Raw genomic sequence first — 17284 nt, forward strand, 5'->3', positions numbered from 1 at the left:
ATGTTAGAGTTAGATAGTGATGAGGGTAAAGCGTTAAATGATCTGGCAGACGATCGTGGGAGGATAGATAAGAACTTCGTATCTATGGATTTAAATAGATCTGATAGATCTACAAAAGACATCAGAACAGAAGATTCTAGGATTCAAGCAATAGAAGTAGGAATTTCTAGAGATGAAAAATCGGAGACAGATGAAATAAAAGATCTAGAAGTGAAGGAAAATACTATGAAAAATAGAGTGAAGAGCGTGTTTATAAAGTTTCTCGAGAGAATTTATTGGATCCTGTTAAAACCTGTGTATAAGGTGTATGAGTGGAAGCTCTATAGAAGTGTTAAGAAAGGCATTATACCAGGTCATGTCGCCATAATACCTGATGGGAATAGGAGATGGGCTGAGAGAATGGGTTGGGAGAGAACTTCAGGTCATTATTATGGATATAATAAGCTGAAGGAAGTCTTAAAATGGCTCGACGAGCTAGGTGTTAAAGCTGTTACTATATATGCAATGTCTTATGAAAACTGCCTATATAGATCTGATGAGGAGAAAAGGAATTTATTTAATATTATTAGAAGAGGTCTTAAAGAACTTGAGAGTTATAGTAGAGAGAAGAAGGTAAGAGTGAAAGTTATGGGAAGACTCGATCTAGTCCCAAGAGATATAATAGATCTAGCTATGGATCTTGAGAAAAGCACAAGTACCTACGATGAGAAAATGCTTAATATAATGCTCTGCTATGGAGGAAGGCAGGAGATAGTTGATGCTTTCAAGAAGATGTATGAAGACATAAGAAGAGGAGTTCTGAAAATTGATGATGTAAATGAAAACACATTATCAAAATATCTCTATACAGGATACATGGGAGAACTTCAAGAACCAGATCTTGTTATAAGAACCTCTGGAGAGATCAGAATAAGTAATTTTCTCTTATGGCAATCAGCATACTCAGAACTGTTCTTCTGCGAGGCTTTATGGCCTGAGTTCAGAAAGATCGATCTTTTAAGAGCTTTAAGATCTTATCAGCGTAGAGAAAGACGTTTTGGAAGATAGAAAATCGAGTAAAGAAAGTATGGCATGATCATATTAGATAGCAGGTCTACCTTCTAACCCACTTGTCTAACCCTGTGCTTCTACCTGCCTTAAGAGCTTTAGAAAGTCTCTCGACATGCTTCTCAACACGTTCTCTTGAAAACTCGTATTCTTCAACCAGTAATTCTATTATCTTATTCTGGTCAGGTTCTTTCCAAACCAGCTTATAGTTATCAGTCGTAGGTGGTTTTAGGAAGAAATTTCTTATCTCTATAGGATCTGTTGGGAATAAAGCTCTAGGTAGCGTTTTAAGAGCCTTCTCTAGAGATCCGTATGTCTTGATTATATTAAGAGCTGTTTTAGGACCTACACCTTCTACACCATCTGGATTAAAATCTGTGCCTATTAGTATGGCTATATCTATGAGTTGCTCTCTGGTTATTGACAGGATCTTCAGAAGATCTTCTAGTTGTATAAGTTCTGGAGGTGTCTCCACATAGATCTCCTTACCAGGAAGCTTCCTCTTACCTGATATAGTTAGGTTCCTCACAAGTCTTAGAGATCCGAATAGGAGCGAGTCATAATCCTGGCTTACAGTACACCAGGCATCTCCCTTGATAACCATGTACGCAGCCTGAGCTTCACCCTCAGAAGGAGCCTGAACCCATGGAACTCCCATGGCGTCTAGAAGCTTTCTAGATACTTCTATCATCTCATTTGTTAATCTTGATGTTGCCTGAGCATATCTCCTCATAAGCTCTGTGTCTCCCTTCTCTCTAGCCTCTCTATATTTTTCTTCAGCTTTCTGCTTTGAAAGGCTTCTGCTAGCTATCTCAGCATACTTGATCTCAGGAGGCTTCCCATCGAAAACATACACAGGTTTAAGACCACTTTCTATAAGATTGATAGTTCTGTAGAAAAGTCCTGAGAGATGACTTGTAACCCTTCCTTTACTATCCATTAGAGGTGTTCCATCAGGCTGTCTTATTGCTGAGAGAAACTGATATAATGCGTTATAAGCATCTATAGCTACAATCTTTCCAGAAAGCTCTCTTATATCGCCTAATATTCTGATAGCCTTCTCAGGTATTATATCTCTAAGATTAACACCCATAGAGATGTATCCATATAAAAACTATAGTGGAATAAATAAATATGTTTTACGATCAAGATCCCTAGGATCCAGATCTCTTCCCCGCCCTGAAGGATGAGATTTTTGCATTGCGAAGGTGATTATTAGAGTCTATGCTAGATTACATCAACCAATATAAACCAAAACGGTTGTGATAGGCTCAAGATTTTCTAGTTTATATTCATTATGGAATAATATCTTTGGATGAGGTTTATGAGTCTGAGAGTTCCTCTACACGATCTTTTAGTTGAACTAGGAGGAGATATGGGCGAGTTTGCAGGTTTTAGAACTGCTCTAAGTTTTGGAGATCCTATTTCAGAGCATAATGCTGTGAGAAATAGTGCAGGCGTCTTTGACATAAGTCATATGGGCAGGATCTATGTGATAGGATCTAGATCTTTTGATCTTTTGGATAAGCTTATTCCAAAAGATCTTTCAAGTTCTGAGAATGGAAGAATGATAGGTCCTACAGCGTTTTTAAACGAGAGAGGAGGGTTTAAAGATGATGTGATGATCTATAGGTTTAATGAGAGTAGGTGGCTTATAGTATGCAACGCGGTTAACAGAATCAAGATTCTATCATGGCTTCGAGAATGGAGAGACAGACTGGGTTATTCAGATATTATAATAGATGATGTGACCCTGAATACAGCATTCATAGCTCTTCAAGGTCCCGAGGCTGCGAGTTATCTTGAGAAGATAAAGGATTTAAAAGACTCTCTATCTCTGAAACATCTTGAGTTTCATACGGGAGTAGCTTCAGAGTATGGAGTCATAGATCTTATAAGTAGAAGTGGGTGGACTGGTGAAGACGGGTTCGAGATACTAGGAAAACCGAGAGTTATAGGAGAGATCCTGAGAAGACTAAAAACTCTAGGTGTGAAACTTGCAGGATTGATAGCCAGAGATACTCTGAGACTTGAAATGGGATTTGTCCTCTATGGAAACGACATTGATGAAGATACGAATCCTTACGAGGCTAGATATTGGGTTTTTGATGATGATAAGAGAGAATGCATAGGTTGTGATGCACTTAGAGAACTAGGTTTAAGAGGTGTGTCAAGAGTTAGATATGGTATTAGAACTAAGAAGGGGGTGAGATTCATACCTAGACATGGGTATGAGATCTTATACAGAGATAATGTTATAGGTTATGTGACTAGCGGAGGCTACTCCCCATATCTCGATAGAGGAATTGGAATGGGCTATATAAAAGCTTCCCACGCTCTACCAGGCTTGAATGTGGTTGTGAGATTTAAAGGTAGAAGTGTTGAGGCTAAAATAGTTGATTTTCCATTAATTAAGAGGTGAAGTGAATGAGCGAGGAAATCAATGTTAAGGGGTATAAAGTTCTTAAGAACCTTCTCTACACAACTCAAGACGAATGGATCAAGATCTTGGGAGATACAGCTATAATAGGAGTTACAGATTATGCCCAGAAAAAGCTTAAGAACATAATAAGCGTAGAACTACCAGAACCAGGTAGAAAAGTATCTAGAGGAGAAGTAATAGCAACTATTGAAAGCATTAAGACAATAGCAGATGTCTACGCACCTCTATCAGGAGAAGTAATAGAAATTAATGAAGCTCTAAAGCAGGAACCCGAGAAGGTAAACCACGACCCTTACGGAGAAGGCTGGTTAATAAAGATCAGAATAGAATCAAAGGAGGAGATTTCATCACTTATAAAACCTGAGGATTACGCGAGAAAGATAATGGAATCAGAGTAAATTACTTTCCTTAAAAGAATTTTTAGCTCTGAACATATAATAGAAAGGATGCCGCCGTAGCTCAGCTGGTAGAGCGCCGGCCTCGTACGGATAGAGCCGGTGCTAGGATCCTGAGAAAGCCGGAAGTCGCGGGTTCGAATCCCGCCGGCGGCTTATAAAGATGAGATAGCATTAACGCTTTCAATATTTTCACCCACCTCCCTCTCTCCCGGTATGATTATTTCAGTTATGCAATAAATGAAGTTCGTGGGGAGTATAACTAGGGTTTCACATGCATCTATGTCCATCATGCGGGTCTAGTGATATCATTTGGGATAACTCTCGTGGAGAGATTGTATGCTCTTCCTGCGGTCTTGTAATAGATGTGATCTATGAGCAGAAAACCTCTTTTAATAGTGATCTTCGTTCTACAAAAACGAATGAGAGGAGGGTGTCGGATAGAAGAAAATATCATAAGCCTGGGAGTATTGTTAGAGCATACTCTAGACTCTTCGGATGGTGGAGACTTCGAAAGAATCTAGAGGTAGATCCTGAATCTCTTTTTAGAGCCTCTGAAGGTGGGTATTCATTCAGAGTCTTGAGGCATGTTAAAGATGGTGAACTTATGAAACTATTAGAAGTCTCTCCTACGATGAAGAAAATCTTTGATCATCTAACTATGTATCCGAGACTTTCATCTAGAACTTTTAGAGTTAAAATGCTTATATCCTACATGATTTTTAAAGAACTCAGTGGAATTCCTGCTAATGCAAGTATTATTAGTAGAGCTTTCTCTATAAGTAGGAATCATCTTCAAAGGATTCGAAAAGAATTAAATAGATATCCGGAGATACTGAAGTATGTGAGCGATCTAAAGATAAGTAGCGTAGAATTGACACAAGTAGATTCTCTAGTGAAACAGCTTGCTCTAGAAAAATATGTTGAGGTGGGGAGAAGATTATAAGGATACCCAGCATAAGTATATCAAAACTTGATAGAAAAGATCCTAGATCTGGAAATAAAGATTCGGAAAAAGATCAAATGTTCATCCACGGAGATCTCATGATTTACGGGTATGAACTTGTTAGAAAGAATAATGGCAGAGAAGAGGAGAATCTGGATCAGAATTTAATGACATCTTTTATAGATATAATCAGAGATAAAATCCCTAGAAATATGTCTGTGTATATTGTCACTCTAGTAAGGAAATACTACGGAGGATCTTATCTGATATGTTCGGGGAAAGACGAGCATGTGAAAGAATTATGTGAGCTCGCTGTGGCAACACTAGAGACTCTCTCTAGAGGAAAGATCAGATCTAAGAAATTAAGAGATGGAGAGATCAGAGATATAATACTTTTGAACAGAAAGCAGATGGGAGAAGTACCAGAACTACACGCGCTATATGCAGATATAATAGATCCTGGCGAGATAAGTTATTCTATTAAAACTACTAATAACGTTGTCGAAAGAGATTCTATACTCATTGGAGAGACTTCTAGAAGTAAGATCAAAACTCCTTATAGTATACCACTAAGAGATCTAATAAGGCATGTAGCAATATTCGGCTCAACAGGCTCTGGAAAAACTACGACAGCAGCAACCTTAGCATATAGAGCTCATGAGAAGAATGCAGTAGTATACATTTTAGACTGGCATGGTGAATATAGTAGGATCCTGAGAGATTCTGCTGAGGAGTATAAGATAAGAACTATGTCATCTATGAGAAGATTACCTGTATTTAAAGATCCGGAACAGCTTCTCGAGGTCTTAGAAGCAGTATTCGATCTAACGCCTGCTCAGAGCTATATACTTAGTAGAGTTCTGAGGAGAATGAAGAATTTCGAGATAGATTTCAGAAGAATATACGAGGAGATCTCCATGTTTCCTGAGGAAGCTAGATGGGTTTCAGAATCTAAGTTATCTCTCTTAAGAAGATTCGAAACATTTATCGATGAAGAAGAGTATGAAGCCGATGACACGTTATCTATTCTCGAAGATGGGAAAGAGAGGATCATAACCATAGACCTCTCGCAGATTGATAGAACCTCGATGAGGTCTCTCGCCTCACTTTTAATAATAAAATCGATAGCCTACATAAACTCTAGAAAAGATATCTCCAGAAAAGATTTGATGAAGATAGTGGTAGTAGACGAAGCTCATCATGTGTTTAGAAGACATGAAGGATCTAACGTAATTAGAGATACTCTTGCTGAGATAAGAAAATACAATGTAGGTATGATCCTAGTGACACAATCTCCAAGTAGTATTGGTGAGGATATTTTAAAGAATACGAATACAAAGATAATTCACAGCATAAGATCGGATATGGATAAGAAGATCCTTAGAGAATCAACTTCTCTACCGAAAGAATTTGAAGATCTAATGCCTCTACTAGACGTAGGAGAAGCTATAGTTGTGTCGGCATCAAATTCATATCCTATGATAGTAAGGGTAATCCCGATAACCAATTCCTCATAATAGTATGTGAGTATAAAGTCTAGTAGAGTCTCATATTCAATATATATTTTTATTTATTCTTACTTATTCTCGTCACCTGCTAGAGGATAGATGCTAAAGTTTATAAGACGACAAACTCTTGAGCTATAGTAGCGGGTTTCCTATGAAGATAGTCACAGTTAAAATACCTAGGTCTTATATCGATGATATAGATAAACTTGTGAAGAAAGGATATTATGCTTCGAGAAGCGAGTTCATAAGAACCGCGCTGAGGATCCTCTTAGATAAGGAATTTAACAGATTAATACAAGATGATGCTACGAGTACTAGGTCGGGTGTTGCCGGTAGTGAGAGAAATTATAATAATGAGTCTTTATTTTCATCCTCCTCTGAAAAGATCATATCAGCTAGAAAGGTTGAGGTTTTAATATAGTTAAATCTTAGATCTAAATTATCTTAATAGCTAAGTAATCCATGCTCTGAATTGATAGCGATTAATAGTTTTGAGGCAATGAAGGAATTTTAATAGGTATGCTTAAAATCTGGGAAATAGATTAAAGGCTACACCAATATCTTCTCCCAAGAATCTCCGAGTACAATGCAGAAAGTATTAGCGCTACCACCACTATCTATTGATAATGCTAAGGCTTTCCCAGGGTTTAAGATCTTATCAACCTGTTTCTCCACATAGCTGGTATCATTCATGCTGTAGCATATGATCTTAGAGACGTATACGTCTTTGTATCCGTAATTTAATACTATTATAAGGGTCTCACCCGTACCATTCGAAATCTTGTAGGTGGCTATGTTAACAGGATTGATCTTTGGTATATTTTCTTTCGAGGTTGAGGTATTAAGATCTCTTATGAGGGTGGAGCCTACTCCAACTAGTATCACAAGGATCAGAAGAGATACAAGTAGATTATTCATTAAACACCCCAATACATATTATAGGCTTAAAATATGGTTCTAAGGATCTTAATATGCAGTTGAAGAAACAATATTCTGGGAGTACAATTGAGATTCGTAGTAATGATAACAGGTGCTTCGGGAACCATATATGCGCTCAGACTTCTTAAATTCCTTAGAGAGTTAGGTCACTATACAGAGACTATTATTAGTAGAGAAAGTTACGAGGTTTCAGATTCTGAATGTATGGATAAAGAATCTTTTCTTGCATTTCTCAAAAATACGTCAGATAAGATCTATGAAGAACATATGTTGAGCGCCCCTCTAAGCTCTTCTAGTTATCTAGCGATCTTCGATGGCTTCATTGTAATACCCTGCTCGATAAACACCCTCGCTAAAGCTGCTCATGGTATAACTGATAACCTTATAAATAGAGTTATTGCCAATGCTCTTAGACTTAGAAAGAAGATCATATTTGTTATCAGGGAAACCCCTCTAGGAGTTATAGAGCTTCGTAATGCTCTAATACTAGCTAGAGCAGGTGCATATATACTACCAGCATCTCCAGGCTTCTACCAAAATCCTAGAGATGCTCTGGATCTAGTGGACTTCGTTGTTGGAAAGGTTTTAGACTTGCTCGAGGTCAAACATGATGTGTACAAGAGATGGACTGGATCTAGTACAGGTCGAGATCTTTGCCGCCACGTTTTTTCAAGAGATCTCTAAGGTTCCTAGCTTCTTTCTCCTCCTTATCAAGTTCTCTAAACATGTCTAAACTTTCTCTCCTTTTTGCTTTTTCAATTGCATAGAGGCATCTATTACCAGGGAGTAGAAATCTCTTTTCACAGTACGCGAATTGGCATTGACCGGCAATACATTGATCTCCTACCCAGAGACAGTATCCTACAACTTTTCTCTCAGATCCTATAATCATAGATCTTACATCTAGAGACTTTCTACCGCATCTGAAGAAAGGACATAGAGGATTACAGTTCAAACCTGAGGGTCTTGGCTCGAGCTCGCCTTCTCTCAGGGTAGCTCTATCAGCAACCTCTCTATAAGGCCTTCCAAACCTTTCATCCCTTCTAGGATCTCTAGAGTTTCTTCTCTCTCTTGTATCCATTCTATCACTTCTATCTCTACTCAAGAATTATATCACATCCTCTCTAGAATTTTATCCACCCAAAAGATATATATTTAATAGTGCTATCATAAACCACGGCTATGATAAGAGTCTTTCTAACACTATGACTTAATCTTCCTACTCTCACTATATATATAGGGTTGATCTGTTCATCATACTTCATAACCTGAACTAGATACGGTGCATGCTCCATGCCAGGACCTTTCTCATACACTGTAAAGTCAACACCATACTTCATACCAGATCTAACTATAAATCCTCTATCTCTAAGATCTCTGAAGACTTGATATGTTTCTCTAAATCTAGGATCCTGAGATGCAGCATACTGTCTAAGATCCTCACAAGAGATTTTCTTCAGATTTAATAAAGGTATGGCTATACCTTTCTCACAGATATAGAGAGATTCGAGAAGTGATATTTCTAGAGGTCCTTTAAATCTCTCACCACTTCTAGGTTTTTTAACCCCGAAAGGCTTTCCGAAGAAGTGTTTTGAATAAAGCTCGTTAACGGCATCTTGATCAAATATAACGGCTTTTCCACCTAGTATATGCATCTCAAGTAGTTTCTCGCTTGATTGAAGCTTATATGGTTTATCGCTCATAGGTGTCAGCCTTACAGGTTATATCCTCCTAATGCTATATTTCTAGCTATATTATGAAATTTGCTCGCTAATTAACTATACCTCTCTTATCTTAATATCTTAGAGAGATACAGTTGTATAAGATCTCTTAGTACTTGAGGTTTATCTCTATTCTCTAGAAATCATATAGATGCTATCAGAATATTTCTATCTCGTTGAGATCCTGTTTATAAGATTTCGTAGAGCTCTTATTTCTTCAAAATCTCTTCTAATATAACCCTCTATAGAAGGCTTTCTAGAGATCATCAATCTCAGAACTCTCTCTTCCTCGATTAAGCCGCTCATCTCAAAGAATCTAATTATAAGTTCTGTATCTTCCACATTCTTGCCTATCCTAAGGTATTCTGGGTATTTATTCATGAGATCATTTATTATCTTTGTAAGCTTAGATCTAAGTATTCTCATTTTATCTAGAGTTAACTCAAGTTTTTCTAAGTTCTCTTCAGGCTTATTAAGATCTCTTGCTACTCTTCTAAGTCTTTTCACAAGTTTAATATGAATGACAGCTAGATCGCTTAACTCTCTTACTATTTCATTATACTCTCTATCCAAATTCTCTTCGAGACTCAACCTCTTCTCACAACCACTAGGCTATTATTAGCGATGCCATATCTTGTAAGCTCATTTCGATTTCCTATAAGATTTTCCTCTGGACACTCATCACTTACAACAGCCTTAAATCTGATTCTTCTACCTTTTACAGAGATCTCTAGATAATCTTTTATACCCAGCTCCTGAGAGAGTTTGGGATTAATGATCATTGAACCCTCCTCTACATGATCAGAATGAAGAACTCTAATTCTCTTCTCTGAGACTTTCTTCTCTTCTCTGAGCATATTGGGTGGTGGAATAACTCTGAGCAACTCCTTCACAGATAACTTGGGAAGATCTTCTTCAGATTTCTCCTCGCTCATATATCTCCCTTACAATATTATCGTTTTCCAAGATAAATATCTCTCGATCGATTTAGATGAAAGGTTAAGACGGCTATGCCAAGCGCCGCGGCCGGGATTTGAACCCGGGTCACGGGCTCGACAGGCCCGCATACTAGGCCGGGCTATACTACCGCGGCTCCCTTAATATGTTGTAGGTGTGAGAGTTATAAGCATTACGTTTTTAATCTTCTCAGACATATGCTTAAGTAGTGTGAAGTAAGATGAAGATCCCCAAGATTATAAACACCTACTGCCCTCGTTGTAAGACTCATACAGAGCATAGTGTGGTTATATATAAGAGTGGTAAGAGAAGAACTCTTGCAGAAGGTCAGAGAAGATATTTAAGAAAACAAGAAGGATACGGATCTAAGAGAAAACCTGAGCAGAAGAGGTTCGCGAAAATTACTAAGAAAACTGTTTTAAAGCTTAAATGCCAGAAATGCGGCATGATAATCCATAGGAAGGGTATAAGACTTAAGAAAGCAGAGCTGGTCGAGGTGATTAGAAGATGAAAAAGAGGAAAATACTCATACCGGAACCTAAATCAAGGTTTCTCAGAGTTAAATGCCCTCAATGCGGTAATGAGCAGGTTGTTTTCGATCATGCCACATACCCTGTGAAATGTCTTATATGTGGTTATCAATTGACTGTTCCGAGAGGAGGTAAAGCTATTATAAGGGGGGAGATAGTAAGGATATTAGGCTGATCTGATTCAGACCTCTCTAGAAGATAGGGTAGGTGATGGATCTGGTTCTGAAGAGAAAAAGCATTCCAGACGTGGGAGAACTAGTCATAGCTACAGTAGATAAGATATTCAATTATGGAGCATATGTTAAGCTTGACGAATACGGAGGCTATACCGCGTATCTTCCCTGGAGCGAGATTACAACCAAGTATTTTAAAGATATTAAGGAGGTTATCAGAGAGAATCAGAAGATCGTTGCAAAAGTGATCAGAGTTGATAAGAAGAAGAACCCGCCTGCTGTTGATATATCATCTAAGAGAGTTAAACCTGAGGAGCAGAGAGAGAAGATCATAGAATGGAAAAGAGCTCAGAAAGCTCATAATATTCTCGAGCTGATAGCAAACAGAGTTGGAATGAAGATAGAAGATATCTACAGAGAAGTAGGTTGGAAACTCGAGGATAAATACAGAGAGATTATGAGAGGATTAGAGGAAGTAGCTATTAGAGGTCCTGAAGCAGCTGTGAATGCTGGAGTGGATAAGAACCTAGCGGAAGTGGTTTACGAGATATCTAGGAAGTATATAGAGATTAAGAAGGTAAGTATAGCAGGAGTTTTAGGTTTGAAGAGTCAGGAGCCTGATGGTATTGATAGGATTAAAGAGGTTTTGAAGACATTCTACGAAGTTGCGTCGAGTTATAGAGAGAATGAGATTAGAAGAGTTTCAATATATTCTATAGGTGCGCCTAGATATAGAGTAGAGCTTGAAGGATACGAATACAAAGTTTTAGAGAAGATACTTAGCACAGCTCTGGAGAAAGCTGAGAAAATAGCTTCTAATCTTCATGTGGAATTTTCTTTTGAGAGGATCTAATAAATGAAGCATCTTATGAGAAAATGCCCTAGGTGTGGTAGATATACTCTGAGAGAGAACTGCCCTGTATGTGGTTCTCCTACCACCTCTCCACATCCTCCCAGGTATACTCCAGAGGATAAGTACGTGAGATATAGAGTGCTAGCCAGGAGATCTATAGATGAATCCAAGAATTCTGCTACTTAGAATCGGGAGAGACTAGCTGTGTTTAACTAGCATTCTCAATATCTGATCTATACTATACTTTACTCTAGATCCATTTCTGTTAATTAGATAAAGGCTGTCGCCTGATATCTCCTCGAATATGTAAGGTTCTCCTTTTATCACAACTCTCTCTCCTTTTCTAAGATCCAGTATTCTGATAGATATAACTTTTTTAGAAGTCCTACCTCTGGGTGTTTCTCTGACATCCTTGTCTGTGACACTACTTATGACACCTCCATACTCTTTCGTAATTAGATTGGCTATGTATAAAGCTATATTCTTAGAACTTACCATAAGATCCAACCCTTCTTTCTCCTGATCTATTCTAGTAATGAGATCTCTCACATTCTCCGGTAGAGAGCTTATATACTCTAGTATCTCCTCATACTTCTCTCTAGAGAGTTTTGGGAATCCTCGAACCTGGATCAGAGCTTCATAACTTTTACCCTTTCGCGCCATGCATATAGGGCATAGGTTCTTCTCTAGAACAACTCTTTTCACATACTTCTTTGAGAGAATCACATCATTTACCTTACCTTCAACTAGGATCTCAGCGTTCAAACCTCTCTCTGTTTTCACTATATCTATAGATCTGATCTCGATCTCTCTAACAAATTCGTTTGCAGGTTTGATCTTTGTGCTAAGCATTATAGATAAAGGAATTCTGAGATCACTATTAAAATCTCTTTGTGAAATCCATGAATCTCCTATCTTCATAGATCCGCATGAAGGACATATCACTAATCTCAGTTCGGATGGCATGTAGGCTAGCTCCTTCTCCTTGAGAAAGCAGTTCTGACAGAGATATCCTATTATTTTAATCTCTCTACTCTCCTCCACACCACATCGAGCACAGAACCTAGCCATCTTCACCATCCTACTCCATGGTTATTATCTGAAGATGTTTAACGCCTCTTATCGTGATAAAGTTCTTATCATTATCATCTATAAATCCCGCTTCTATAAGCCTGCTCACAATCTTATTGCCTATCACATTCACTACCGTAGCCTCTTTCAGTAGAGGTATGATCTCATCGAATTCAAGTAGTTCTCCTCCGTAAAAGTTAGGATCCACTCTTATAGTGATAGAATTTTCAAGGTCTACCAGAGTAGTTCCTAGAAGATCTTCGTCGCATATAGCTACTAAAACCTCCGAATCTATTTTGAACACTTTAACCCAGAACCTTTCTATATTATTCGAGTATTTATCTGGATCCAATTCTCAACCCTAGACATATTTGGTAGTAGTCTCAGCACCGCATGCCAGACATTTTATTATAAAGATCTTGCCTTGTCTAATAAGTTTTGTATCTATTGATCCGCATGTAGGGCATCTGACATATGTTTTTATAAACTTATCGAAAAGCTCGGTAAGAGACTTCGCTGATATCCTATCAAATATCTCCAGAGAACCTGAGGGTGTTAGAGTTCCTGGTTTTCCCAGCTCTTTCAGGAAGTATCTTGATATAATTCTAGGATCTCTGTCTAGTCTTTCTGAGATCTGCTGGAGATTTCTTATTATGGTTTTATTACTCACATGTTCTACATCAAGCTCTGGCAAGTCTACTGTTTTAACCTCCTTTCTCTCAGGAAGCTTTCGGTAGAGTCTTTCGAGGAGTTCGAGATATTGTGAATATGTGCTCATATCCTGACATCCATATTAAAATCTGCTAGCACGATTTTATATGCGAGTAATCTGATACTATTAGGATGAAGATGAGAGTGTATATAGAGACTTACGGTTGTGCTCTTAATAAAGCTGATAGCATGATAATGGCTGCAGAGATCGAGAGAGAGGGAGGTGTTATAGTGGATAATGCAGATGAAGCAGATGTTATTATAGTGAATACGTGTGTTGTGAGAAGAGAGACTGAGGAGAGAATGATCCTAAGACTTAGAGAGATTAGAGAGAAGTACTCTAATAGTAAGAAAATAGTTGTTGCAGGATGCCTACCCTCTTCCCAGCCTGCTACGACTAGAGAGGTAATACCTGAGGCTTCTATGATAACTACTGAGGCTGTTAATAAGATAACATATGTGATAAGATCTAGTGAGAGAGTAGATCTAGGTTTTGATAGAAGGATCTATTATAGAGATTATGATACGATTCTCATACCGGTAAACTCAAGGATCGGAGGAGAAGATCTCTCGATCCCAATACCTATAGCACAGGGATGTCTTAGCGATTGCAGCTTCTGCATAACAAAGTATTCGAGACCTATTCTAAGAAGCTATAAGCCTAGAGCTATTATCAGAGCTGTTGAGAAAGCGGTTGAATCAGGTTTTAAAGAGATAGAGCTCACAGCGCAGGATACAGCTGTTTACGGATTTGATCTCGAGAAAAGATTTATGCTACCAGATCTAGTGGCTGAGATATCAGAAATTCCTGGAGATTTCATGTTAAGGATAGGCATGATGAACCCTCAATGGCTGGATAAGATCATAGACGGTTTAATAGAGGTTCTTAAAAAACCAAAGGTGTTTAAATTCGTGCATATACCTATCCAAAGCGGAGATAATAGAGTGCTTAAGATCATGAAAAGAGGATATACCGTAGAGGATTTTATAGGATACGTGAAAGAATTCAGAAATAAAATTCCTGATATTAATATAGCTACAGATATTATAGTAGGACATCCAGGAGAAGATGAGGAGGCCTTTAACAATACAGTAAACCTACTCAAGGAAATAAAATTTGATAGGATTCATATAGCTCAATACAGTATAAGGCCTTTTACAGAATCTGCTTCAATGCCTCAGATTAAGGAAAGTGTGAAGAAACAGAGATCCTCATATCTTCAGAAGCTTCAGGAAGAGATAGGTCTGAGCATAAATAAGAGTTTCATAGGATCTAGAGTGAAGACCTTGGTAGTTAAGAAAGGATACAGAGATGAGACACTAATAGGAAGAAGTACTAGCTATAGAACTGTTGTTCTCAAAAAAGAGGATTGGGTGAAACCTGGAGTGTGGGTTGATGTAGAGATCTCAGACGTTTCATTCTTTGATCTGAGAGGAAAACCTCTTGAACCCGATTAGATGTGATGTCTATGCGGTATGAAGATCTGAAAAAGCATATTGAAAGATATATAATATATATTCTGATAGATCTCTTGATTCTTCTTACAACCCTCAATATACTCAAGCTATTGCTAAGCAATTTAGGTATAGATGTTGACTTCTCTTCGTACAGTTGTGCTACCTATTGCTATCCATATTATCTGATAGCTGCATCATCATACATAGACCTACTTCTACTCGCTCTAATGCGAATTCTCATCACCTCCAGTATTCTCACAGAAATGATTCTGATTATGCTACCTATGTCATCTGTATTGTTCTACCTAGATCTCTTCACTAGGAAAGGGCTTTCACTTACAATACTTCCATTTATAGTTATCTATTCAAAGGATTCTTTTCAATCCTTAAGCATAGACCTAGGACAACTCTCTCTTCTAATATTTACGATAATATTAGTCTTAAGATTCAGATCCAGAATAGATCTGAGAAAAACCTAGAAGGAAGAAAGAGATCTTTTCACGGTAATCCTGTTGATATAATATAATAATATGAAAGAAGGTATTAAAAGCCATGGACTTATGATTCCTGCCACTATCATGGTGTAAAGAGGGATCATGGATATTAGTGTTGATATAGCTATAGATAGATTATAATGTTTCCTGCTTCCTCCTACATATGCCAGAGCTTTATAGAATCTTTCTAGAGGAACTCTGACACTTACCGATATCTCTATTGAAAGAAGAATAGAAACCACATATGGTATGAGAGGATCTCTATATCTCGCTACGAGAATTAATGCTACGAGTATAAGTGAGAGAAACACTGAGAAAATGATCATGTTATTTCTAAGCCATATATTTATGTTCCTTCTTATAAACTCTAAGGCCATGTTGAACACGCCCGCTAAGAAGTCTTTGTTGGAAATGATTCTGAGAGAGCCTGAAGTATGCTTATCATTAGTCTCGACACGCTTTCTAGATCCTCTCTGGGTATGTCTTCAGCACTCCAAGGGTCTATGTCAGTTACTATTTTCAACTTATCACTATCATGGTAATAGATTTGAATATATAGATCGATTCCCACTCCAATTGTAATAGCATAAATGGTTCTGAGAAGAGCTTTGAGAGATCCTTCCGTCTTAATTTTATGTTCTTCTATCACTTTAAAGAACTCACTAGATTGAATAGTGTTAACTATACTCATATAAACCTCTTCTAGATTTCTGCCTTGTAGCTCGTATTCTATATAAGCTTTAGAAGGTATCTTCTCTACATGATAGATAGCTCCTTCGGATAGAACCCTTGAGAGATAAATTGTTGAGATTCCTACACCTGTCAAGCTTCCGAAGAATAGTATGGTTGTGTTAAGAACTGGGATCTCTTGCTTTAATATGAATATATATAGAAAAACCGATGTCACTATGGAAAGAATGCTAAGAGCTAGTCCATAGAGCATGAAGCTTACCAAGATAGATCTTCTAGCAATCCAATCGGTTGCACCAGAGATCATTGCAGAGCTTGAGTATCTGGTATAACTCTCTCTATAAGCCTTGAGATAAATGATCATCACCATCGCAACGTAGATTCCATATAGAATTATAAGAACTAGGATCTGGTATATATCCACGGAAATTAATCTGAGAATATAAACGGTAGATCCTGTGTAGATCACAATGTTATCTACATTGTCTCTGACCATGAGATTTCCAAGAAATTCTATGTTATCTCGGATCCTCATATCAGCGTTAGAACGAATCTCTTTAATTTCTACAACAGATATTGTAGGGGTAAGCTCTTTAGCTAGATCTCTGAATAAAGAGTACGCATTACTACTAGAGCTAATTATAATCTCAGCATTAGGAGTTATAATGAAGTTAAATATATTCGTATATCTGAAGTCAAGCAGATCTTCTAAGCTGTATAGGTTAGAGATAAATGTGTTGTTGGAAGGAAGCATATATGATTCTAGAGATACTTCATATCTTGAGTTCTCATAATATATGAAACCTCTTTCAGGAGTTTTTCTTCCTAAAACTAGTACTCTGTCTCCGCAGATAATGTCAAAGAAAGAGTTGAACTTCTCTAACAGAGACTTATTATAGCACTCTACCACTATGATGCTATCGCTTCTAATAAAGAAATTTTGATCCTTAATAACAAGTGGTGTATCCAGATAGATCCTATATATATCAAGTATCTTACTATAATTAAATAGCATGATATTATCTAAAACACTTCCAGAAGTTATGAGCACAGGTGCTGGAAGTCCTTTTAGATCTTCAACTTCTAGATTTATCCTCGGAGTTGCGACCCAGCTTATTAGTATTAGAGATGTTAGTACTAGAGCTATGCTTATTACTATGGTGAGTTCTTTAAATAGAAAGAGTTTAAATTGTGTGAGAATGATCCTAAGTTTGGCACCTAGAGAGATCAGTTCTAGATCTCTTCTAAACAAATCTTCGAATCCTCTTCCCTCATCGCTTGTGCTCTCAGCTTTTCTGTATATAGATATTGCTATAATGAGAATCAGGAAATACAATGCTATATAGAT

At 37.6% G+C, this 17284-nt stretch carries 24 protein-coding genes, 2 tRNA genes and 1 pseudogene; 15 read left to right on the top strand and 12 right to left on the bottom strand.

Features of this window, described 5'->3' with window-relative positions; all coding sequences use genetic code 11:
• Nucleotides 1-225 precede the first annotated feature (225 nt).
• Nucleotides 226-1047, top strand: coding sequence for a polyprenyl diphosphate synthase (gene uppS / locus QXS89_01210; GenBank protein MEM3830807.1), 822 nt, complete (start codon nt 226-228; stop codon nt 1045-1047).
• 46 nt (nt 1048-1093) lie between these two features.
• Here uppS and fen read toward each other — a convergent pair whose 3' ends face one another.
• Complete coding sequence (fen, locus tag QXS89_01215) at nt 1094-2140, bottom strand: flap endonuclease-1 (GenBank protein ID MEM3830808.1); 1047 nt, start codon at nt 2138-2140, stop codon at nt 1094-1096.
• Nucleotides 2141-2371: 231 nt separating this feature from the next.
• Between fen and gcvT the strand changes: the two genes are divergently transcribed.
• From gcvT to QXS89_01250, 7 genes and pseudogenes are all read left to right on the top strand, one after another.
• Nucleotides 2372-3469, top strand: coding sequence for a glycine cleavage system aminomethyltransferase GcvT (gene gcvT / locus QXS89_01220; protein MEM3830809.1), 1098 nt, complete (start codon nt 2372-2374; stop codon nt 3467-3469).
• A 5-nt stretch (nt 3470-3474) separates the two neighbouring features.
• On the top strand, nt 3475-3888 hold the full coding sequence (gene gcvH, locus QXS89_01225) for a glycine cleavage system protein GcvH (protein ID MEM3830810.1): 414 nt from the start codon (nt 3475-3477) through the stop codon (nt 3886-3888).
• Nucleotides 3889-3938: 50 nt separating this feature from the next.
• Nucleotides 3939-4041, top strand: a tRNA-Thr gene (locus QXS89_01230).
• A 118-nt stretch (nt 4042-4159) separates the two neighbouring features.
• Nucleotides 4160-4240, top strand: a pseudogene (locus QXS89_01235) (TFIIB-type zinc ribbon-containing protein).
• A 78-nt stretch (nt 4241-4318) separates the two neighbouring features.
• Complete coding sequence (locus tag QXS89_01240) at nt 4319-4831, top strand: hypothetical protein (protein ID MEM3830811.1); 513 nt, start codon at nt 4319-4321, stop codon at nt 4829-4831.
• A gap of 77 nt (nt 4832-4908) precedes the next feature.
• Nucleotides 4909-6348 (top strand): ATP-binding protein, encoded by a 1440-nt coding sequence (locus tag QXS89_01245; protein ID MEM3830812.1) that lies wholly within the window; start codon nt 4909-4911, stop codon nt 6346-6348.
• 142 nt (nt 6349-6490) lie between these two features.
• Complete coding sequence (locus QXS89_01250) at nt 6491-6760, top strand: ribbon-helix-helix domain-containing protein (protein ID MEM3830813.1); 270 nt, start codon at nt 6491-6493, stop codon at nt 6758-6760.
• Between the two features lie 128 nt (nt 6761-6888).
• Here the strand turns inward: QXS89_01250 and QXS89_01255 are convergent, their stop codons facing one another.
• A complete protein-coding gene (locus tag QXS89_01255) occupies nt 6889-7257 on the bottom strand; it encodes a hypothetical protein (GenBank protein MEM3830814.1) in 369 nt (122 codons plus the stop codon).
• An 87-nt stretch (nt 7258-7344) separates the two neighbouring features.
• Between QXS89_01255 and QXS89_01260 the strand changes: the two genes are divergently transcribed.
• Nucleotides 7345-7962: a UbiX family flavin prenyltransferase gene (locus QXS89_01260; protein MEM3830815.1), complete on the top strand. Its 618-nt coding sequence runs from the start codon at nt 7345-7347 to the stop codon at nt 7960-7962.
• Here the strand turns inward: QXS89_01260 and QXS89_01265 are convergent.
• From QXS89_01265 to QXS89_01285, 5 genes are all read right to left on the bottom strand, one after another.
• The gene (locus QXS89_01265; GenBank protein MEM3830816.1) at nt 7913-8383 is read right to left on the bottom strand and encodes a hypothetical protein; all 471 of its coding nucleotides are present in this window, start codon (nt 8381-8383) and stop codon (nt 7913-7915) included. The two genes, QXS89_01260 and QXS89_01265, sit on opposite strands and share 50 nt — an antisense overlap.
• 19 nt (nt 8384-8402) lie before the next feature.
• Entirely contained in the window at nt 8403-8981 is a 579-nt protein-coding gene (endA, locus tag QXS89_01270; GenBank protein MEM3830817.1) for a tRNA-intron lyase, read from the bottom strand.
• Between the two features lie 186 nt (nt 8982-9167).
• Nucleotides 9168-9590, bottom strand: coding sequence for a hypothetical protein (locus tag QXS89_01275; protein ID MEM3830818.1), 423 nt, complete (start codon nt 9588-9590; stop codon nt 9168-9170).
• Nucleotides 9587-9934, bottom strand: coding sequence for a hypothetical protein (locus tag QXS89_01280; protein ID MEM3830819.1), 348 nt, complete (start codon nt 9932-9934; stop codon nt 9587-9589). Before QXS89_01280 ends, QXS89_01275 begins: the two co-directional genes overlap by 4 nt.
• A gap of 83 nt (nt 9935-10017) precedes the next feature.
• A tRNA-Asp gene (locus tag QXS89_01285) sits at nt 10018-10092 on the bottom strand.
• Between the two features lie 84 nt (nt 10093-10176).
• On the opposite strand from QXS89_01285, the gene QXS89_01290 reads away from it, so the two are divergent.
• From QXS89_01290 to QXS89_01305, 4 genes are read left to right on the top strand one after another with little or no spacing between them, the layout of a single operon-like run.
• On the top strand, nt 10177-10467 hold the full coding sequence (locus tag QXS89_01290) for a 50S ribosomal protein L44e (GenBank protein MEM3830820.1): 291 nt from the start codon (nt 10177-10179) through the stop codon (nt 10465-10467).
• Nucleotides 10464-10661, top strand: coding sequence for a 30S ribosomal protein S27e (locus QXS89_01295; protein MEM3830821.1), 198 nt, complete (start codon nt 10464-10466; stop codon nt 10659-10661). Before QXS89_01290 ends, QXS89_01295 begins: the two co-directional genes overlap by 4 nt.
• Nucleotides 10662-10696: 35 nt before the next feature.
• Nucleotides 10697-11512: a translation initiation factor IF-2 subunit alpha gene (locus QXS89_01300; protein MEM3830822.1), complete on the top strand. Its 816-nt coding sequence runs from the start codon at nt 10697-10699 to the stop codon at nt 11510-11512.
• Between the two features lie 3 nt (nt 11513-11515).
• Entirely contained in the window at nt 11516-11698 is a 183-nt protein-coding gene (locus QXS89_01305) for an RNA-protein complex protein Nop10 (GenBank protein MEM3830823.1), read from the top strand.
• Between the two features lie 12 nt (nt 11699-11710).
• Here the strand turns inward: QXS89_01305 and QXS89_01310 are convergent, their stop codons facing one another.
• The 3 genes from QXS89_01310 to QXS89_01320 are packed head-to-tail and all read right to left on the bottom strand — an operon-like array spanning nt 11711 to nt 13361.
• Nucleotides 11711-12583 (bottom strand): 60S ribosomal export protein NMD3, encoded by an 873-nt coding sequence (locus QXS89_01310; GenBank protein MEM3830824.1) that lies wholly within the window; start codon nt 12581-12583, stop codon nt 11711-11713.
• Between the two features lie 10 nt (nt 12584-12593).
• Nucleotides 12594-12935, bottom strand: a complete 342-nt coding sequence (locus tag QXS89_01315) for a DUF424 family protein (protein ID MEM3830825.1) — start codon at nt 12933-12935, stop codon at nt 12594-12596.
• Nucleotides 12936-12944: 9 nt separating this feature from the next.
• Nucleotides 12945-13361, bottom strand: a complete 417-nt coding sequence (locus QXS89_01320) for a translation initiation factor IF-2 subunit beta (protein ID MEM3830826.1) — start codon at nt 13359-13361, stop codon at nt 12945-12947.
• A gap of 71 nt (nt 13362-13432) precedes the next feature.
• Between QXS89_01320 and QXS89_01325 the strand changes: the two genes are divergently transcribed.
• Together QXS89_01325 and QXS89_01330 are read left to right on the top strand one after the other, a co-directional pair.
• Nucleotides 13433-14752 (top strand): tRNA (N(6)-L-threonylcarbamoyladenosine(37)-C(2))-methylthiotransferase, encoded by a 1320-nt coding sequence (locus QXS89_01325; GenBank protein ID MEM3830827.1) that lies wholly within the window; start codon nt 13433-13435, stop codon nt 14750-14752.
• A gap of 11 nt (nt 14753-14763) precedes the next feature.
• Nucleotides 14764-15231 carry a hypothetical protein gene (locus tag QXS89_01330; GenBank protein ID MEM3830828.1) on the top strand — a complete coding sequence of 156 codons (468 nt, stop codon included), beginning with the start codon at nt 14764-14766 and terminating at the stop codon, nt 15229-15231.
• Here the strand turns inward: QXS89_01330 and QXS89_01335 are convergent.
• Complete coding sequence (locus tag QXS89_01335) at nt 15228-15623, bottom strand: hypothetical protein (protein MEM3830829.1); 396 nt, start codon at nt 15621-15623, stop codon at nt 15228-15230. The genes QXS89_01330 and QXS89_01335 overlap by 4 nt on opposite strands.
• 14 nt (nt 15624-15637) lie before the next feature.
• A complete protein-coding gene (locus QXS89_01340) occupies nt 15638-17272 on the bottom strand; it encodes a hypothetical protein (GenBank protein ID MEM3830830.1) in 1635 nt (544 codons plus the stop codon).
• Nucleotides 17273-17284 lie beyond the last annotated feature (12 nt).

The sequence above is a fragment of the Sulfolobales archaeon genome, from assembly GCA_038881635.1.
Lineage (GTDB): Archaea > Thermoproteota > Thermoprotei_A > Sulfolobales > AG1 > WYEN01.

Bases quoted from the DNA above. Each gene is read 5' to 3' on its own strand.
- uppS (MEM3830807.1), top strand. From the start codon at position 226: ATGAAAAATAGAGTGAAGAGCGTGTTTATAAAGTTTCTCGAGAGAATT.
- fen (MEM3830808.1), bottom strand. From the start codon at position 2,140: ATGGGTGTTAATCTTAGAGATATAATACCTGAGAAGGCTATCAGAATA.
- gcvT (MEM3830809.1), top strand. From the start codon at position 2,372: ATGAGTCTGAGAGTTCCTCTACACGATCTTTTAGTTGAACTAGGAGGA.
- gcvH (MEM3830810.1), top strand. From the start codon at position 3,475: ATGAGCGAGGAAATCAATGTTAAGGGGTATAAAGTTCTTAAGAACCTT.
- QXS89_01245 (MEM3830812.1), top strand. From the start codon at position 4,909: ATGTTCATCCACGGAGATCTCATGATTTACGGGTATGAACTTGTTAGA.
- QXS89_01250 (MEM3830813.1), top strand. From the start codon at position 6,491: ATGAAGATAGTCACAGTTAAAATACCTAGGTCTTATATCGATGATATA.
- QXS89_01255 (MEM3830814.1), bottom strand. From the start codon at position 7,257: ATGAATAATCTACTTGTATCTCTTCTGATCCTTGTGATACTAGTTGGA.
- endA (MEM3830817.1), bottom strand. From the start codon at position 8,981: ATGAGCGATAAACCATATAAGCTTCAATCAAGCGAGAAACTACTTGAG.
- QXS89_01280 (MEM3830819.1), bottom strand. From the start codon at position 9,934: ATGAGCGAGGAGAAATCTGAAGAAGATCTTCCCAAGTTATCTGTGAAG.
- QXS89_01290 (MEM3830820.1), top strand. From the start codon at position 10,177: ATGAAGATCCCCAAGATTATAAACACCTACTGCCCTCGTTGTAAGACT.
- QXS89_01295 (MEM3830821.1), top strand. From the start codon at position 10,464: ATGAAAAAGAGGAAAATACTCATACCGGAACCTAAATCAAGGTTTCTC.
- QXS89_01300 (MEM3830822.1), top strand. From the start codon at position 10,697: ATGGATCTGGTTCTGAAGAGAAAAAGCATTCCAGACGTGGGAGAACTA.
- QXS89_01305 (MEM3830823.1), top strand. From the start codon at position 11,516: ATGAAGCATCTTATGAGAAAATGCCCTAGGTGTGGTAGATATACTCTG.
- QXS89_01310 (MEM3830824.1), bottom strand. From the start codon at position 12,583: ATGGCTAGGTTCTGTGCTCGATGTGGTGTGGAGGAGAGTAGAGAGATT.
- QXS89_01320 (MEM3830826.1), bottom strand. From the start codon at position 13,361: ATGAGCACATATTCACAATATCTCGAACTCCTCGAAAGACTCTACCGA.
- QXS89_01325 (MEM3830827.1), top strand. From the start codon at position 13,433: ATGAGAGTGTATATAGAGACTTACGGTTGTGCTCTTAATAAAGCTGAT.
- QXS89_01330 (MEM3830828.1), top strand. From the start codon at position 14,764: ATGCGGTATGAAGATCTGAAAAAGCATATTGAAAGATATATAATATAT.
- QXS89_01335 (MEM3830829.1), bottom strand. From the start codon at position 15,623: ATGGCCTTAGAGTTTATAAGAAGGAACATAAATATATGGCTTAGAAAT.